This is a genomic window from Buttiauxella sp. AC038 (assembly GCF_979253565.1).
Window position 1 is genome coordinate 2,034,418 of record NZ_CEEDCQ010000001.1, and the last position, 16,399, is coordinate 2,050,816.

The window sequence follows — 16,399 nt, forward strand, 5'->3', positions numbered from 1 at the left end:
GTGCTGATTGTAATAGGCTATCTGGTCGTTATCGCGACTGTATTCGGCGGCTATATGATGACCGGTGGTCATCTTGGCGCACTCTATCAACCAGCTGAATTTATCATCATTGGTGGGGCGGGAATTGGGGCATTTATCGTTGGAAATAACGGTAAGGCTATTAAAGCAACGGTGAAAGCATTGCCATTACTTTTTCGCCGCTCGAAATACACCAAAAGCATGTATATGGATCTCATGGCCTTGCTTTATCGCTTGATGGCGAAGTCCCGCCAACAAGGGATGTTTTCGCTCGAACGTGATATCGAAAATCCGAAAGAAAGCGAAATCTTCGCCAGTTACCCACGTATTCTTGCCGACACTCTGATGCTGGAATTCATTATTGATTACCTGCGTCTGATTATCAGCGGGAATATGAATTCATTTGAAATTGAAGCATTGATGGATGAGGAGATTGAAACCCATGAAAGTGAGGCTGAAATACCGGCCAATAGCCTTGCCATTATGGGGGATTCACTTCCGGCATTCGGTATTGTCGCTGCGGTAATGGGGGTGGTGCATGCGTTGGCTTCTGCGGACCGCCCGGCAGGAGAATTGGGCGCATTAATTGCCCACGCCATGGTTGGAACCTTCCTGGGGATTTTGCTGGCCTACGGATTTATTTCACCGCTTGCGACCGTTTTACGCCAAAAAAGCGCTGAAACGACCAAAATGATGCAGTGCGTAAAAGTCACTTTGCTTTCGAGTCTGAATGGTTACGCGCCGCCGATTGCTGTCGAATTTGGTCGTAAAACCCTTTACTCCAGTGAGCGCCCATCATTTGTTGAGCTTGAAGAACATGTTCGTGCTGTTCGTTCTCCGAACGCGCAATCGCGCGCCACGGAAGAAGAAGTATGAAGCACAACGCGCGCCCGATTATTGTCGTAAAACGCCGTAAGCATAAAGGCCACGGCGGCGGCGCGCACGGTTCGTGGAAAATTGCCTACGCTGACTTCATGACTGCGATGATGGCTTTTTTTCTGGTGATGTGGCTGATTTCCATCTCCAGCCCTAAAGAACTAGCGCAAATTGCCGACTATTTCCGTACGCCACTTTCTGCCGCCATTACCGGCGGGCAGCGTATCGCCGACAGCCAAAGTCCCATTCCAGGCGGTGGCGACGATGTGACACAGCAACAAGGCGAAGTGAAAAGACAGCCGAATATTGAAGATCTCAGAAAACGGATGGAAGCCAACCGCCTTAAGCGCTTGGGCGACAAACTGGATCAACTGATTGAATCTGACCCTAAACTGCGTGCGCTGCGCCCACATCTGCAAATTGATCTGGTGCAGGAGGGGCTGCGGATACAAATAATCGACAGTCAGAACCGCCCGATGTTTAAAAACGGCAGTGCAGAAGTTGAGCTTTACATGCGCGATATTCTGCGCAGCATTGCGCCGTTACTAAATGATTTCCCAAATAAAATTAGTTTATCTGGCCACACTGATGACTTGCCTTATGCCATGGGTGAGCACGGTTATAGCAACTGGGAACTTTCCGCCGACCGGGCCAACGCCTCGCGGCGTGAATTAATGGCTGGCGGTTTAATCGACGGCAAAGTGCTGCGCGTCGTAGGTATGTCATCAACCATGCGCCTGACTAATCGCGGACCAGGTGATGCTATTAACCGGCGCATTAGTTTGCTGGTGCTCAACAAACAAGCTGAGGATGCCATCGTGCATGAAAACGCAGAAAGCGATAACCAGCCAATAAGCATTCTCCAACAACCTGCTGCCGCGGAACCGGCGCAGAACACATTACCGCCACAACCCGGTACGAGGTGATAGCGTGAGTATGGATATCAGCGATTTTTACCAGACATTTTTTGACGAGGCCGACGAGCTACTGGCCGATATGGAACAGCACCTGCTGAATCTGCTTCCTGAAGCGCCAGATTCAGAACTGCTGAATGCCATATTCCGCGCAGCACACTCGATAAAAGGTGGCGCCGGGACTTTCGGTTTCAGCGTTTTGCAGGAAACCACGCATTTAATGGAAAACCTGCTCGACGATGCCCGGCGCGGTGAGATGCACCTCAACACCGATATCATCAACCTGTTTTTGGAAACCAAAGATATTATGCAGGAACAGTTGGACGCTTATAAAAACTCACAGGTCCCAGATGCTGAGAGTTTCGATTATATCTGCAAAGCGCTGCGCCAACTGGCTCTGGAAGCCAAAGGTGAAATACCTGCGCCGCCTGCAAAATTGACCGTCGTGGAAAAAGAGTCAGTCGATGCGCTGCCAACTAACGATGGCAATCTGCGCATTGCGATTACCGGGCTGAAATCGACTGAACTGGATTTACTGCTCGAAGAGCTGGGTAACCTCGGTACCTTAAGTGAAGTGGAAAAGGGTGAAAACTCTGTCACTGCAACTATTGAAACGACGGTAAGTGCTGACGACATTAGCGCGGTGCTCTGCTTTGTCATCGAGCCTGAGCAAATCGAATTTCTTCCGTTAACGGCAACTGCTGCGCCAGCCGCTGCAGTTGAGTCAGAAGAAGTGCCGGTGGCACTTGCGGTTAACGCACCTCAGCCAGTAGTTGCCGCGCCTGTGGCTCCGGTCGCACCACGTACGGAAAGAGAAAGCAAACCTACGCGTGTCAGCGAATCAAGCAGCATTCGCGTTGCGGTTGAGAAGGTTGATCAGTTAATCAACCTGGTTGGCGAGCTGGTGATTACCCAGTCGATGCTGGCACAGCGATCCAATGAATTAGACCCGGTTGATCACGGCGAACTGATTACCAGTATGGGTCAGTTACAACGTAACGCCCGTGACTTGCAAGAGTCGGTGATGTCTATCCGTATGATGCCAATGGAGTATGTCTTCAGTCGCTTCCCGCGTCTGGTGCGCGATCTGGCAAGTAAGCTGGATAAACAGGTTGAACTGACTCTGCAAGGTAGCTCCACAGAACTGGATAAAAGTCTGATTGAACGCATTATCGACCCACTGACTCACCTGGTGCGTAATAGCCTCGATCATGGCATCGAAACCCCGGAAAAACGCCTTGCAGCGGGGAAATCAGCAGTTGGTAACTTAATTCTTTCTGCCGAGCACCAGGGCGGGAACATCTGCATTGAAGTTTCTGATGATGGTGCGGGCCTGAACCGTGAGCGCATTCTTGCTAAAGCGCTATCGCAGGGGATGCCAGTGCATGAAAACATGTCGGACGACGAAGTCGGCATGCTGATTTTCGCCCCTGGATTCTCTACCGCCGAGCAGGTTACAGACGTTTCCGGGCGCGGTGTAGGCATGGACGTGGTGAAGCGTAACATCCAGGAAATGGGTGGCCATGTTGAAATTAAATCGCAGGCCAATGTTGGCACCACCATCCGCATTATGTTGCCGCTGACCCTCGCCATTCTTGATGGGATGTCGGTAAAAGTATGCGACGAAGTGTTTATCCTGCCACTCAATGCGGTGATGGAGTCGCTACAGCCGAAAGAAGACGATCTGCATCCTCTTGCCGGTGGTGAGCGCGTACTTGAAGTTCGTGGCGAATACCTGCCGCTGGTTGAGTTGTGGAAAGTATTTGATGTTGCGGGTGCGAAAACTGAAGCGACGCAAGGCATTGTGGTGATTTTGCAAAGCGCTGGTCGACGTTACGCGCTGCTGGTGGATCAGCTGATTGGTCAACATCAGGTGGTCGTTAAAAACCTTGAAAGCAACTATCGCAAAGTGCCGGGGATTTCCGCAGCAACCATCCTCGGTGATGGCAGTGTGGCACTGATTGTTGATGTCTCAGCGCTGCAAGGTTTGAACCGTGAACAACGTATGGCCGGCACCGCCGCCTGATTCTCCGGGTTTTGAGAAAGGATAAGAAAATGAGTGGATTAACCAATGTGACAAAACTGACCGGGGAAACGGTAGGGCAAGAGTTCCTGGTCTTTACCCTCGGTGATGAAGAGTACGGCATCGATATTTTAAAAGTGCAGGAAATTCGCGGTTACGACCAAGTCACGCGTATCGCCAATACTCCGGCATTTATCAAGGGAGTCACTAACCTGCGCGGTGTGATTGTCCCGATCCTCGACCTGCGTATTAAGTTTGACCAGGATGGCGTGGAATATAACGATAACACCGTGGTCATTGTGCTGAACTTTGGTCAGCGCGTGGTGGGTATTGTGGTAGATGGTGTATCTGACGTGTTATCTCTGACCGCTGAGCAAATTCGCCCGGCACCAGAGTTTGCTGTGACGCTTTCAACTGAGTATCTGACTGGTCTCGGTGCACTAGGCGACCGTATGCTGATTCTGGTGAATATTGAGAAGCTGCTTAACAGCGAAGAGATGGCGTTGGTCGATAGCGCGGCGCGCGTGGCTTAATAGTTACTTCTTTATAGGGCGGATAAGCGCAAGCGCCATCCGCCACTATTAAAGCAAATACAGGAAAATTACGCTTCTACGCGCTCACCTGCTTCAGTTTGTTCTTCCAGCTCACCTTCATTTTTCGACAGCATTGCTGTTGCAACGCCATTACCCAATACGTTGATGGCAGAACGGCCCATATCCAGGAAGTGGTCGATACCCATCAGCAGTAAAATACCTGCTACCGGAATATTGAAGCTTGGGATGGTTGCTGCCAGTACAACCAGCGCAGAACGCGGTACGCCCGCAATCCCTTTTGACGCCAGCATTAATGTCAGCATCAGCACCACAATCTCAGAGAAAGTCAGGTGGATGTTGTACGCCTGAGCGATAAACATGGAAGCAAAAGAGCAATACACCATTGAACCGACCAGGTTGAACGAATAACCAATCGGTAGAACAAATGATGCAATGTTACGAGAGCAACCAAAGCGCGTGAGCTGGTCTAGTGTTTTCGGATAAGCCGCTTCAGAACTGCTGGTGGTAAATGCCACCAGAACCGGATCTTTCAGCATCGCAATCAGGCGGAATACATCGCGCTTGAGGACCATATAGCCAACACCAATAAGCACCATGCAGGTCAGGATAATTGCGAGGTAGTAACCACCAATAAAGGATGCGTAGTTAAGCAAAATCCCCAGGCCTTCCGTCGCAACGACAGAAGAAATAGCCGCAAAGATAGCCAGTGGTGCCACATACATTACATAGCCTGTCACTTTCAGCATGATGTGAGAAACCACATCCAAAGCCGCAACTAACGGGGTGTTAAATTTCTCACCCAGTGATGCACCAGCAATACCGAAGAACAGAGAGAACACCACAATTTGCAGGATTTCGTTGTTCGACATCGCGCCTGCAATGCTGGTTGGAATGGTATGAGAGATAAACGCTTTGAGGTTCATGCCGCTTACCGCAAGACCGGTTTGCACATCACCCGCTGGCACCTGAAGATTCATGCCTGAGCCCGGATGCTGGAGCGTGACGATGAACAGGCCAATCAGGATAGACAGCACAGATGAAGAGATAAACCACACCATCGCTTTGCCACCGACGCGGCCAATGGTGGACGTCTCGCCCATCTTCATAATGCCCACGGTCAGGGTGCTGAACACTAATGGAGCAATAACCATTTTGATCAGGCGTAAAAAGATGTCGGTAAACAGCGTGATGTTTTCGGCATAACTTTTGATGTTTTCTGCGGCTGCGTATTCATGGATTGCAGCACCCGAGAGGATCCCGGCAAACATGAACAGAAGAATGAACAGCGTGAGTTTGTTTGAACTAGACAATTACGTAATAACCCCGTCGATTAGTAACAATTAATTAACTTATTGAGCCATATGTAATTTTTATGGTTGGCCAATATACATTCGGCCCATAAATTGAACCAAAGCTCGCCAGGATTCAACTATTTTTTACTATTTGTCATATTTGTTAATTCGGAAACGCTGACGTAACAATGTGATTTTCATCACGAAAAAATCCTGTTGTTTTCGCAAAACCGCAGAGTTACCCAATGTTGGCATGAGTAATGAATTGATTAAGCGGGAAAATATTTCACATCATCCCATTAACCAGTCGCTTGTTCGATTTCTGAGCGCTTCTGAATTCCTGAGCTAAATTTCAATGCATGCGCTTATTCAGCGCTCAGGCAGTCGAACGTAAGGGTGTTTAAAATGAAGGTTTAACAAAAAAAGGATTCACTCTGGATGCCTTGCGAAAATGTAAACCTGACAGCACAACTGCAAACACTTCTCAGCATCTGGTTGTTAAATTCACTGCATTAATGCAATAACCCGCATCCCGCCCGGTTTCCGTTAAAGTTCCGTTTCTTCATGCCGATAACACCGATAAGAAATCATTAAAAGGGTGTTATATGTTGAACCGTATTCGCGTTGTCACCATGCTAATGATGGTGCTGGTGGTGTTCGCTCTCCTCCAACTCATCTCTGGCGGAATGTTCTTTAACTCGCTCAAACAAAATAACGATAGTTTTAAAGTTTCCAAAGAGTTACGAGTTCAGCAATCGGAACTGGCAAACACTTGGGAATTGATGCTGCAAACGCGCATTAACCTCAGTCGTTCGGCTGCCCGCATGATGATGGATGCCAGTAACGGGCAAAGCGCGGCAAAAACCGACTTGCTTAATAACGCCAAAAAATCCCTTGCCGATGCTCAGAAACATTACACCCTGTTTAAACAAATCCCTGCCATTAACCCGGAGCTCGAAGCTGTGGTTAACGGTATTGATGACGACTACCGGAACTACAACCAGGCGTTAAGCGAGCTGGTGGGCTACCTCGAAAGCGGCAATATGGACGCCTACTTTGCGCAGTCCACCCAAAGCCTGCAAAACGCGCTGGAGAAAGAATATAGCGACTATATTGCGCTAAATGACCGCATGTACGAGCACTCTTACATTGCCAGCACTCAGGATTACAACTTCGCGAAATGGCAAATTGTTGGCCTTGCGTTAGCACTGGCAGTTGTGATTTTGCTGGTGTGGGTTGGTATGCGCCGGATTTTGCTGCAACCGCTGTCGGTGGTAATCGGTCATATCCGTGAAATTGCCAACGGCAACCTGACTGAAAATATCGTCTCAAATGGCCGCAATGAAATTAGCGAACTGACTTCCAGTGTGCGCCATATGCAGCAAGAACTGATCATAACCGTCGGCAGCGTGCGTGATGGTTCTGATGCCATCTACAGCGGTGCGACGGAAATAGCCGCCGGAAATAACGACCTCTCTTCCCGTACCGAACAGCAGGCGGCATCGCTTGAAGAAACTGCCGCCAGCATGGAACAGCTCACCGCGACCGTGAAACAGAATGCGGAAAACGCCCGTCAGGCATCTCAATTAGCATTAAGCGCCTCCGAAACCGCTCAGCGCGGCGGCAAAGTTGTGGATGGGGTAGTGAAGACCATGCACGACATTGCCGGTTCATCGAAGAAAATTGCTGATATTACCGGTGTGATTGACGGTATCGCCTTCCAGACCAACATTCTGGCGCTGAACGCCGCAGTAGAAGCAGCTCGTGCCGGTGAACAGGGGCGTGGATTCGCGGTAGTTGCCGGTGAAGTGCGCAACCTGGCACAACGCAGCGCTCAGGCGGCGAAAGAGATCAAATCACTGATTGAAGATTCAGTTTCCCGCGTGGATACCGGCTCTGTGCTGGTTGAAAGCGCCGGAGAAACCATGAGCGACATCGTGAATGCGGTGACGCGTGTCACCGACATCATGGGTGAAATTGCCTCTGCCTCTGATGAACAAAGTCGCGGTATCGAACAGGTTGCGCTGGCGGTTTCAGAAATGGACCGCGTGACTCAGCAGAACGCCTCGCTGGTGGAGGAATCAGCCTCTGCCGCCGCAGCACTTGAAGAACAAGCCAGCATGCTTAACCAGCTGGTCGCAGCCTTCCGTTTAACAACGGAACCTGCGTTGACACCTTCGGTTAGCACCACACCTTCGCCTGCGCCGACGCTCAAAACGAGTAAACCGGCCGTAAGCGGGCGCGACGATAACTGGGAAACTTTCTAAGAAACATTAATGGCCGGCAGACGTGTCGGCTGAGGGGCTGTGATGTTCAACCGTATCCGAATTTCGACCACTCTGTTGTTAATCTTGATCGTCTGCGGCGTGCTGCAGATTGGCAGTAATGGATTGTCTTTTTGGGCATTCAGGGATGATTTTCAGAATCTTAAAATGGTTGAAGTCGGAAACCAGCAACGTGACACCTTAACGCAAAGCCGTGCGGCTTTGTTGCAGGCCAGTACTGCCTTAAGCCGTGCCGGTACGCTGACAGCACTCAGTTACCCGCCGGAAGACATTAAGCGCCTGATGGCAAATGCCCGTGGCAGCCTGAAACAGGCTGACATGCTGTTTAACCAGTTTCTGGAAATCCCACCTTTAAATAAAGAAGGTGAGGATATGGTGGTGTCGACGAAGCAGAGCTACGCCGCTTATCGCGATGATTTACAGCATCAGGCGACCTGGCTTGAAAGCAACCAGCTTTCTGACTTTCTGAGTGCGCCGATTCAGAAATCACAGGATATTTTTGACGCTTACTTTAACGCCTGGCAGCAAAGCATCAATGACACCGTGGCGGCATCGAGTGCTGACAGCAAATTGAACTACCAGATCTCGGCGATTATTTTCGCCAGCGTGACGGTGATCGCCATCCTGATGCTGGTGGGTTCAATTATCTGGTCGCGCCGTATGCTGGTGCAGCCGCTGGATATTGTGCGTAGCCACTTTGAGCACATTGCCGCAGGCGATTTAGCACGCCCGATAAGCGTGTATGGGCGTAATGAAATCTCCGAGATTTTCCGCAGCCTGAAAAACATGCAGCAAGCGCTGAAAGAGACTGTACAGCAAGTGCGCCAGGGCAGCGGGGCGATGCACACTGGGATCGCTGAAATTGCCGCAGGCAACAACGATCTCTCTTCCAGAACCGAACAACAGGCCGCATCGCTTGCGCAAACGGCCGCCAGCATGGAGCAACTGACCGCAACAGTGGGCCAGAACGCCGATAATGCCCGCCAGGCCGCACAGCTTTCCCGTACTGCTGCGGACACCGCACAGCAAGGTGGTCAGCAGGCCGCAAACGTTGCCCGCACCATGCACGACATCGCGGGCAGCTCGAAGAAAATTGGCGACATCACTAGCGTAATTGACGGCATTGCATTCCAGACCAACATCCTGGCGCTGAACGCCGCAGTAGAAGCTGCTCGCGCCGGTGAGCAAGGGCGTGGATTTGCTGTGGTGGCAGGCGAAGTGCGCAACCTGGCACAACGCAGCGCGCAGGCAGCAAAAGAGATCAAAGTGCTGATCGAAGAGTCGGTCGACCGCGTGCAGCACGGTTCACAACTGGTTGATACAGCGGCCACGACGATGGCGGAAATCGTGCGTTCGGTCACGCAAGTTAACGACATTATGGGCGAAATCGCGTCGGCATCCGACGAACAGCGCCGTGGTATCGAGCAGGTAGCACTCGCGGTAAGCCAGATGGATCAAGTGACACAGCAAAACGCCGCGCTGGTAGAAGAAGCGGCAGCAGCAACCGATGCTCTGGCAAACCAGGCCGAACACCTCAGCGGTGTGGTATCGGTGTTTAATCTGGAAAGTGTCGGCAACGAAGACGTCACCAGAGATTTAGTAACCAACGGGGTGCTCGTTACCCCCTGATTGTGACTGAGAAGGCGCTATGACATCACCACTGTCCACTGGACAATCGTCATTAATGTTACAGATGACACAGCGTCTACCGCTGTCCGACACGCACTTTCGCCGGATATGCCAGTTGATTTACCAGCGTGCAGGAATCGTGCTGGCCGATCACAAGCGAGACATGGTTTACAACCGCCTGGTGCGACGTTTACGTACCCTGGGACTGGAGGATTTTGGGCACTACCTGAGCATGCTGGAGGCCAACGGCAGTAATGCCGAATGGCAGGCGTTCATTAACTCCCTGACCACTAACCTGACGGCTTTTTTTCGCGAAGGTCACCACTTTCCGATTCTTGCAGAACATGCGCGTAAACGTAGTGGGGAGTACAAAGTCTGGAGTGCGGCGGCCTCAACCGGTGAAGAGCCGTATTCCATCGCTATAACGCTCGCGGATGTGCTGGGTATGGCGCCTGGGCGCTGGAAAGTCTTCGCCAGTGATATCGACACCCAGGTGCTGGAGAAAGCCCAGAGTGCCATTTATCGCCAGGATGAACTGAAAACACTGGCTCCGCTCCAGATGCAGCGCTACTTCATGCGTGGCACCGGGCCACATGATGGGCTGGTGCGGGTGCGTAGCGATCTGTCCAGCCATATGGAGTTTGCGCCAATCAATCTTTTGGACAAGCAAGCGCCAATTCCTGGACCGTTTGACGCCATTTTTTGTCGCAATGTGATGATTTATTTTGATAAAGCGACTCAGCAGCAAATTTTGCAGCGTTTTGTACCGCTGCTAAAACCGGGCGGATTGCTGTTTGCCGGGCATTCGGAAAACTTCAGTAACCTCAGCCGCGAGTTCTTACTGCGTGGGCAGACCGTGTACGGACTGAGTAAGGAAAGATCATGACAAAAATAACCGTGCTGTGCGTCGATGACTCCGCCCTGATGCGCCAGATCATGACCGAAATTGTGAATAGCCACGATGACATGGAAATGGTGGCAACCGCACCAGACCCGCTTGTAGCTCGCGATTTGATTAAGAAATTCAACCCTGACGTGCTGACGCTGGATGTCGAAATGCCGCGCATGGACGGCCTGGATTTTCTCGAAAAATTAATGCGTCTGCGCCCGATGCCAGTGGTGATGGTTTCATCGCTCACCGGGAAAGGTTCGGAAGTGACATTGCGGGCGCTGGAGTTGGGCGCGATTGATTTTGTCACCAAGCCTCAGTTAGGCATTCGTGAAGGGATGCTGGCTTACAGCGAAACTATTGCGGAGAAAGTGCGTACTGCTGCGAAGGCAAAACTGGCGGCTCGCGCACCCGTTGCAGCGCCCACGGTGATAAAAGCCGGGCCGTTGCTCAGTTCAGAAAAATTGATAGCAATCGGTGCGTCAACCGGTGGCACTGAAGCCATTCGCCATGTGTTGCAGCCGCTGCCGCTTTCAAGCCCGGCGGTATTAATCACTCAACATATGCCACCAGGTTTTACGCGCTCGTTTGCTGACCGGCTTAACAAGTTATGCCAGATAGCGGTGAAAGAGGCCGAGGATGGCGAGCGTGTGCTACCGGGGCACGCCTACATCGCACCGGGCGATAAACATATGGAGCTTGCCCGTAGCGGGGCGAACTACCAAATCAAAATTCATGATGGCCCACCCGTGAACCGGCATCGTCCGGCCGTGGATGTGCTGTTCCATTCTGTCGCGAAATTTGCCGGGCGAAACGCCGTGGGCGTCATTTTGACGGGAATGGGGAATGACGGCGCCGCAGGGATGTTGGCAATGCATAAAGCCGGGGCATGGACTATCGCCCAAAACGAAGCAAGTTGTGTGGTGTTCGGCATGCCACGTGAGGCCATTAACAGTGGTGGCGTTAGCGAAGTGGTCGATTTAAGCGAAATCAGTCAACAAATGTTGATAAAAATTAGTGCCGGACAGGCAATACGTATTTAACAGAAGGAACCCAATTAATGGCAGATAAAGAACTCAAATTTTTGGTGGTGGATGATTTCTCTACCATGCGTCGCATTGTCCGTAACCTGCTAAAAGAGCTGGGTTTCAACAACGTCGAAGAAGCAGAAGATGGTGTCGATGCGCTCAATAAACTTAATGGTGGCGGTTTTGGTTTTGTTATCTCTGACTGGAACATGCCGAACATGGACGGTCTGGAGTTGCTGAAAACCATTCGTGGCAACGGCGCAATGTCGGCTCTGCCGGTATTGATGGTGACCGCTGAGGCGAAGAAAGAGAATATCATTGCCGCAGCACAGGCGGGGGCGAGTGGCTATGTAGTAAAACCGTTTACCGCCGCAACACTTGAAGAGAAGTTAAACAAAATCTTCGAAAAGCTCGGCATGTAAGGAGAGGCTCATGCACTCATCTACCAATCCCGCGTCAGAGTTACATTCAACCGGCGATATTATCGTTCGGATAGGCAGCCTGACCCGAATGCTGCGCGACAGCTTACGCGAGCTGGGCCTTGACCAGGCGATTGCCGAAGCGGCGGAAGCGATTCCCGATGCTCGCGACCGCCTGGACTACGTGGTGCAGATGACCGCGCAGGCCGCAGAACGCGCGCTAAACTGTGTGGAGCTGGCTCAGCCTCATCAGAACAAACTTGAATCCGACGCCAAAGCACTCAATGGCCGCTGGGATGCCTGGTTTGAAAATCCAATCGAGCTGGGTGATGCCCGTGAACTGGTTACCGATACGCGCAGCTACTTGTCTGGCGTCCCGAGTCACACCAGCTTTACCAATGCCCAGCTTCTGGAAATCATGATGGCGCAGGACTTCCAGGATTTAACCGGTCAGGTCATCAAGCGCATGATGGATGTTATCCAGGAAATTGAACGCCAGTTGTTGATGGTGTTAATGGAAAACATGCCAGAACTGGATGCGCGTGCGAAACGCCCAGCCGACAGCCTGCTCAACGGCCCGCAAATGAACGCGACCGCAGCGGGTGTGGTTGCAAGCCAGGATCAGGTTGATGATTTACTGGATAGTTTAGGGTTTTAAGGCTTCGCGCAGTGCCTGATAATGGGCGCTGCGCATCGCTTAACCCACAAACAAACCCACAAATCCCCCCGTTTTCCTCCCATTAGCGTTACCCCTTTCTGACATGCTGTGCTGGTAATTGTGGCCACGAGATTGTTGCAGTGTCAGAAGAAAGCGACGACGACAAAACAGAAGCCCCCACACCCCACCGACTTGAAAAAGCACGCGAAGATGGGCAGATTCCCCGATCCCGCGAGTTGACCTCACTGCTTATGCTATTGGTAGGCATCAGCATTATCTGGATGGGCGGAGATCCGTTGGCACGACAGCTAGCGGCAATGTTGTCTACTGGTCTTCATTTTGATCACAGCATTATTAACGACCCCAATCTTATCGTTAAACAAATCAGCCAATTGATAAAACAGGCCGTTTGGGCACTGTTGCCGCTGATTTTCGGGCTGGTGATTGTGGCGATTGCCGCCCCCATGCTGTTGGGTGGCATCCTGTTTAGTGGGAAGTCGATACAGTTTAAATTCAGCAAAATGAATCCAATTTCCGGGCTCGGGCGGATGTTCTCAGCCCAGGCGGGCGCTGAACTCCTTAAAGCCTTCCTAAAAGCCATCCTGGTTGGCAGCGTAACGGCCTGGTATCTACTGCATAAATGGCCAGAGATGATGCGCCTGATGAGTGAACCGCCATTGGCTGCTTTGGGACACGCACTCAATATGGTGGCGGTGTGTGGTTTGCTGATTGTGCTGGGGCTGACACCAATGGTCGGCTTTGACGTGTTCTTCCAAATTTTCAGCAACATTAAAAAGCTTCGTATGAGCCGCCAGGATATTCGCGACGAGTTCAAGCAACAAGAAGGTGACCCGCATGTTAAAGGGCGTATTCGCCAACAACAGCGCGCGGCCGCACGTCGCCGCATGATGTCAGATGTGCCGAAAGCCGACGTGATTGTGACTAACCCGACGCACTACTCGGTGGCCTTGCAATACGACGAAAACAAAATGAGTGCGCCAAAAGTGCTGGCGAAAGGGGCTGGGCTGGTTGCGTTGCGTATCCGTGAAATTGGCAATGAGCACCGTATTCCAATGCTCGAAGCCCCACCACTGGCGCGTGCGTTATACCGTCATGCTGAGATAGGGCAACAAATTCCTGGGCAGTTGTATTCCGCTGTAGCAGAAGTGTTGGCATGGGTATGGCAACTGCGGCGCTGGCGTGTCGCTGGCGGTTTAATCCCGAAAAAACCTGAAAACCTTCCAGTGCCTGAAGCGCTGGACTTTGCAAACGAGAAGGACTCCGATGGCTAATTTGCTCGCAACACTGCGTCTGCCTGCCAGTATGAAATCCGGGCAATGGCAAATTCTTGCCGGACCGATACTGATCTTGATGATCTTGTCGATGATGGTACTGCCGCTGCCGGCGTTTATACTGGATTTGCTGTTCACCTTTAACATCGCGCTGTCGATCATGGTTCTGCTGGTGGCGATGTTCACTCAGAAAACCCTGGAGTTCGCGGCTTTCCCGACCATTCTGCTGTTTACCACGTTGCTGCGTCTGGCGCTGAACGTGGCCTCGACACGTATCATTTTGATGGATGGCCATACCGGTGGTGCGGCTGCGGGTAAAGTGGTTGAAGCTTTCGGTCACTTCCTCGTTGGCGGCAACTTCGCCATCGGTATCGTGGTGTTTATCATCCTCGTTATCATCAACTTTATGGTTATTACCAAAGGTGCCGGGCGTATTGCTGAAGTTGGCGCGCGCTTTGTGCTGGACGGGATGCCGGGTAAACAGATGGCCATTGATGCCGATCTTAACGCCGGGTTGATTGGTGAAGAAGAGGCTAAAAAACGCCGTTCAGAAGTCACCCAGGAAGCTGATTTTTACGGCTCGATGGACGGTGCCAGCAAATTCGTTCGTGGTGATGCCGTCGCCGGTCTGATGATCATGGTGATTAACGTGGTGGGTGGCCTGTTGGTCGGCATGCTTCAGCACGACATGCCCTTTGGCGCAGCAGCAGAAACTTATACGCTGTTGACCATCGGTGATGGCCTGGTTGCGCAGATCCCGGCGCTGGTCATCTCGACCGCTGCGGGTGTTATCGTTACCCGTGTTGCAACCGACCAGGATGTTGGCGAGCAGATGGTCACCCAGCTGTTCAACAACCCGCGCGTTATGCTGCTGAGTGCCGGTGTTCTTGGTTTACTTGGCATGGTGCCGGGGATGCCAAACTTTGTCTTCCTGCTGTTTACGGCCGCATTACTTGGGCTGGCATGGTGGATGCGTGGCCGCCAGATGGAGCAGCCCGCAGCCCCATCAGCCCCGGTCAAACCCCAGGAAAACCCGCAGGCGGTTGAGGCCACCTGGAATGATGTGCAACTGGAAGATTCGCTGGGAATGGAAGTAGGTTACCGCCTGATTCCGATGGTGGATTTCCAGCAAGACGGCGAGCTGTTAGGGCGAATCCGCAGTATCCGTAAGAAATTCGCGCAGGATATGGGATTCCTACCGCCGGTAGTCCATATTCGCGACAACATGGACTTGCCGCCGGCACGTTATCGTATCCTGATGAAGGGCGTCGAGATTGGCAGTGGCGATGCGTATCCTGGGCGCTGGCTTGCTATTAACCCTGGGACTGCGGCAGGTACCTTGCCAGGCGAAGCGACAATTGACCCAGCGTTTGGCCTTGCCGCCACCTGGATTGAAAGCGCACTTAAAGAGCAGGCGCAAATTCAGGGCTTTACCGTGGTCGAAGCCAGTACCGTGGTCGCCACACATCTCAACCATCTTATTGGGCAGTTTGCGCCAGAACTGTTTGGCCGCCAGGAAGCACAACAATTACTCGACCGTGTAACCCAGGAGATGCCGAAACTCACGGAGGACCTGGTGCCGGGTGTGGTGACGTTAACCACACTGCATAAAGTTCTGCAAAACCTGCTGGCTGAGAAAGTGCCGATTCGTGATATGCGCACGATTCTTGAAACTTTGGCAGAACATGCACCGATACAAAATGACCCGCATGAATTAACGGCGGTGGTGCGTGTGGCGTTGGGAAGGGCTATTACTCAACAGTGGTTCCCGGGCAACGGTGAGGTGCAGGTTATTGGCCTGGATGCGGCGCTGGAACGCTTACTTCTACAGGCATTGCAGGGCGGAGGTGGGCTGGAACCGGGGCTAGCAGACCGTTTACTGGAGCAAGCTCAGGAAGCGCTCAAACGCCAGGAAATGCTCGGTGCACCGCCAGTGTTGTTGGTTAACCATGCGCTGCGACCATTACTGGCGCGTTTCTTACGCCGCAGCCTGCCGCAACTAATGGTGCTTTCTAGCCTTGAGCTTTCTGAAAACCGTAATATCCGTATGACTGCGACCATCGGAGCGAAATAATGAGCCGCCTGTTATTGCTGATCCTTTTTCCTTTAATGACCCATGCGGCAGGTGAGGGAGCATGGCAGGCTAGTGGCGTGGGTGCCACGCTCAGCCACCGGGGCATTTCAGCATCATCCCGTGCTCTGGCACCTTCGCAACCCGTGAGTGGGGTAATGACTATGGTCGCCTGGCGTTATGAGCTGATTGGTCCAACCCCAGCCGGACTTAACGTAAGATTATGTTCGCTAACGCGCTGTGTTGAGATAGAAGGGCAGAGCGGTACGACGCGTGAATTGACCAATGTGGCGGCAAATGAGCCACTGCGTTTTGTCTGGGAAGTTCCCGGCGGCGGCGCTCTTTTCCCCACCTTAAAAGTGCGTACTAATCAGGTTATTGTTAATTATCGTTAGTCCTCAAAGCCGCATTCACGATGCGGCTTTTTCTCGTCTACCTCTCATTTTTAGTC

General features: G+C 52.0%; 14 protein-coding genes. 13 read left to right on the plus strand and 1 reads right to left on the minus strand.

The features are described 5' to 3' along the window. From motA to cheW, 4 genes are read left to right on the plus strand one after another with little or no spacing between them, the layout of a single operon-like run. On the plus strand, positions 1-894 hold the full coding sequence (motA, locus tag AC0IXI_RS09710) for a flagellar motor stator protein MotA (RefSeq protein WP_064511975.1): 894 nt from the start codon (positions 1-3) through the stop codon (positions 892-894). After that, positions 891-1,820 (plus strand): flagellar motor protein MotB, encoded by a 930-nt coding sequence (gene motB, locus AC0IXI_RS09715; protein ID WP_471682324.1) that lies wholly within the window; start codon positions 891-893, stop codon positions 1,818-1,820. Before motA ends, motB begins: the two co-directional genes overlap by 4 nt. A 10-nt stretch (positions 1,821-1,830) precedes the next feature. Next, positions 1,831-3,834: a chemotaxis protein CheA gene (gene cheA, locus AC0IXI_RS09720; RefSeq protein ID WP_134186954.1), complete on the plus strand. Its 2,004-nt coding sequence runs from the start codon at positions 1,831-1,833 to the stop codon at positions 3,832-3,834. Between the two features lie 29 nt (positions 3,835-3,863). Continuing rightward, the gene (gene cheW, locus AC0IXI_RS09725; RefSeq protein WP_034455088.1) at positions 3,864-4,364 is read left to right on the plus strand and encodes a chemotaxis protein CheW; all 501 of its coding nucleotides are present in this window, start codon (positions 3,864-3,866) and stop codon (positions 4,362-4,364) included. A gap of 68 nt (positions 4,365-4,432) precedes the next feature. Here cheW and AC0IXI_RS09730 read toward each other — a convergent pair whose 3' ends face one another. Then, the gene (locus AC0IXI_RS09730; protein WP_064511972.1) at positions 4,433-5,695 is read right to left on the minus strand and encodes a dicarboxylate/amino acid:cation symporter; all 1,263 of its coding nucleotides are present in this window, start codon (positions 5,693-5,695) and stop codon (positions 4,433-4,435) included. A 587-nt stretch (positions 5,696-6,282) separates the two neighbouring features. On the opposite strand from AC0IXI_RS09730, the gene tar reads away from it, so the two are divergent. The 9 genes from tar to flhE all read left to right on the plus strand — a co-directional run bounded on the left by tar (position 6,283) and on the right by flhE (position 16,343). After that, positions 6,283-7,944 (plus strand): methyl-accepting chemotaxis protein II, encoded by a 1,662-nt coding sequence (gene tar / locus AC0IXI_RS09735; protein WP_064511971.1) that lies wholly within the window; start codon positions 6,283-6,285, stop codon positions 7,942-7,944. A gap of 42 nt (positions 7,945-7,986) precedes the next feature. After that, entirely contained in the window at positions 7,987-9,591 is a 1,605-nt protein-coding gene (locus AC0IXI_RS09740) for a methyl-accepting chemotaxis protein (protein ID WP_064511970.1), read from the plus strand. 19 nt (positions 9,592-9,610) lie between these two features. Continuing rightward, positions 9,611-10,477 carry a protein-glutamate O-methyltransferase CheR gene (gene cheR, locus AC0IXI_RS09745; protein WP_064511969.1) on the plus strand — a complete coding sequence of 289 codons (867 nt, stop codon included), beginning with the start codon at positions 9,611-9,613 and terminating at the stop codon, positions 10,475-10,477. Further along, on the plus strand, positions 10,474-11,523 hold the full coding sequence (locus AC0IXI_RS09750) for a protein-glutamate methylesterase/protein-glutamine glutaminase (protein ID WP_064511968.1): 1,050 nt from the start codon (positions 10,474-10,476) through the stop codon (positions 11,521-11,523). The genes cheR and AC0IXI_RS09750 overlap by 4 nt, the downstream gene beginning before the upstream one ends. A gap of 17 nt (positions 11,524-11,540) precedes the next feature. Further along, complete coding sequence (gene cheY / locus AC0IXI_RS09755; protein ID WP_034455094.1) at positions 11,541-11,930, plus strand: chemotaxis response regulator CheY; 390 nt, start codon at positions 11,541-11,543, stop codon at positions 11,928-11,930. A 10-nt stretch (positions 11,931-11,940) separates the two neighbouring features. Next, positions 11,941-12,585 carry a protein phosphatase CheZ gene (gene cheZ / locus AC0IXI_RS09760; RefSeq protein WP_034455095.1) on the plus strand — a complete coding sequence of 215 codons (645 nt, stop codon included), beginning with the start codon at positions 11,941-11,943 and terminating at the stop codon, positions 12,583-12,585. Positions 12,586-12,725: 140 nt separating this feature from the next. Beyond that, positions 12,726-13,877, plus strand: a complete 1,152-nt coding sequence (gene flhB, locus AC0IXI_RS09765; protein WP_064511967.1) for a flagellar biosynthesis protein FlhB — start codon at positions 12,726-12,728, stop codon at positions 13,875-13,877. Next, positions 13,870-15,951 carry a flagellar biosynthesis protein FlhA gene (gene flhA, locus AC0IXI_RS09770; RefSeq protein ID WP_134186772.1) on the plus strand — a complete coding sequence of 694 codons (2,082 nt, stop codon included), beginning with the start codon at positions 13,870-13,872 and terminating at the stop codon, positions 15,949-15,951. The genes flhB and flhA overlap by 8 nt, the downstream gene beginning before the upstream one ends. Next, positions 15,951-16,343 carry a flagellar protein FlhE gene (gene flhE / locus AC0IXI_RS09775; protein WP_064511965.1) on the plus strand — a complete coding sequence of 131 codons (393 nt, stop codon included), beginning with the start codon at positions 15,951-15,953 and terminating at the stop codon, positions 16,341-16,343. Before flhA ends, flhE begins: the two co-directional genes overlap by 1 nt. Positions 16,344-16,399: the final 56 nt, after the last annotated feature.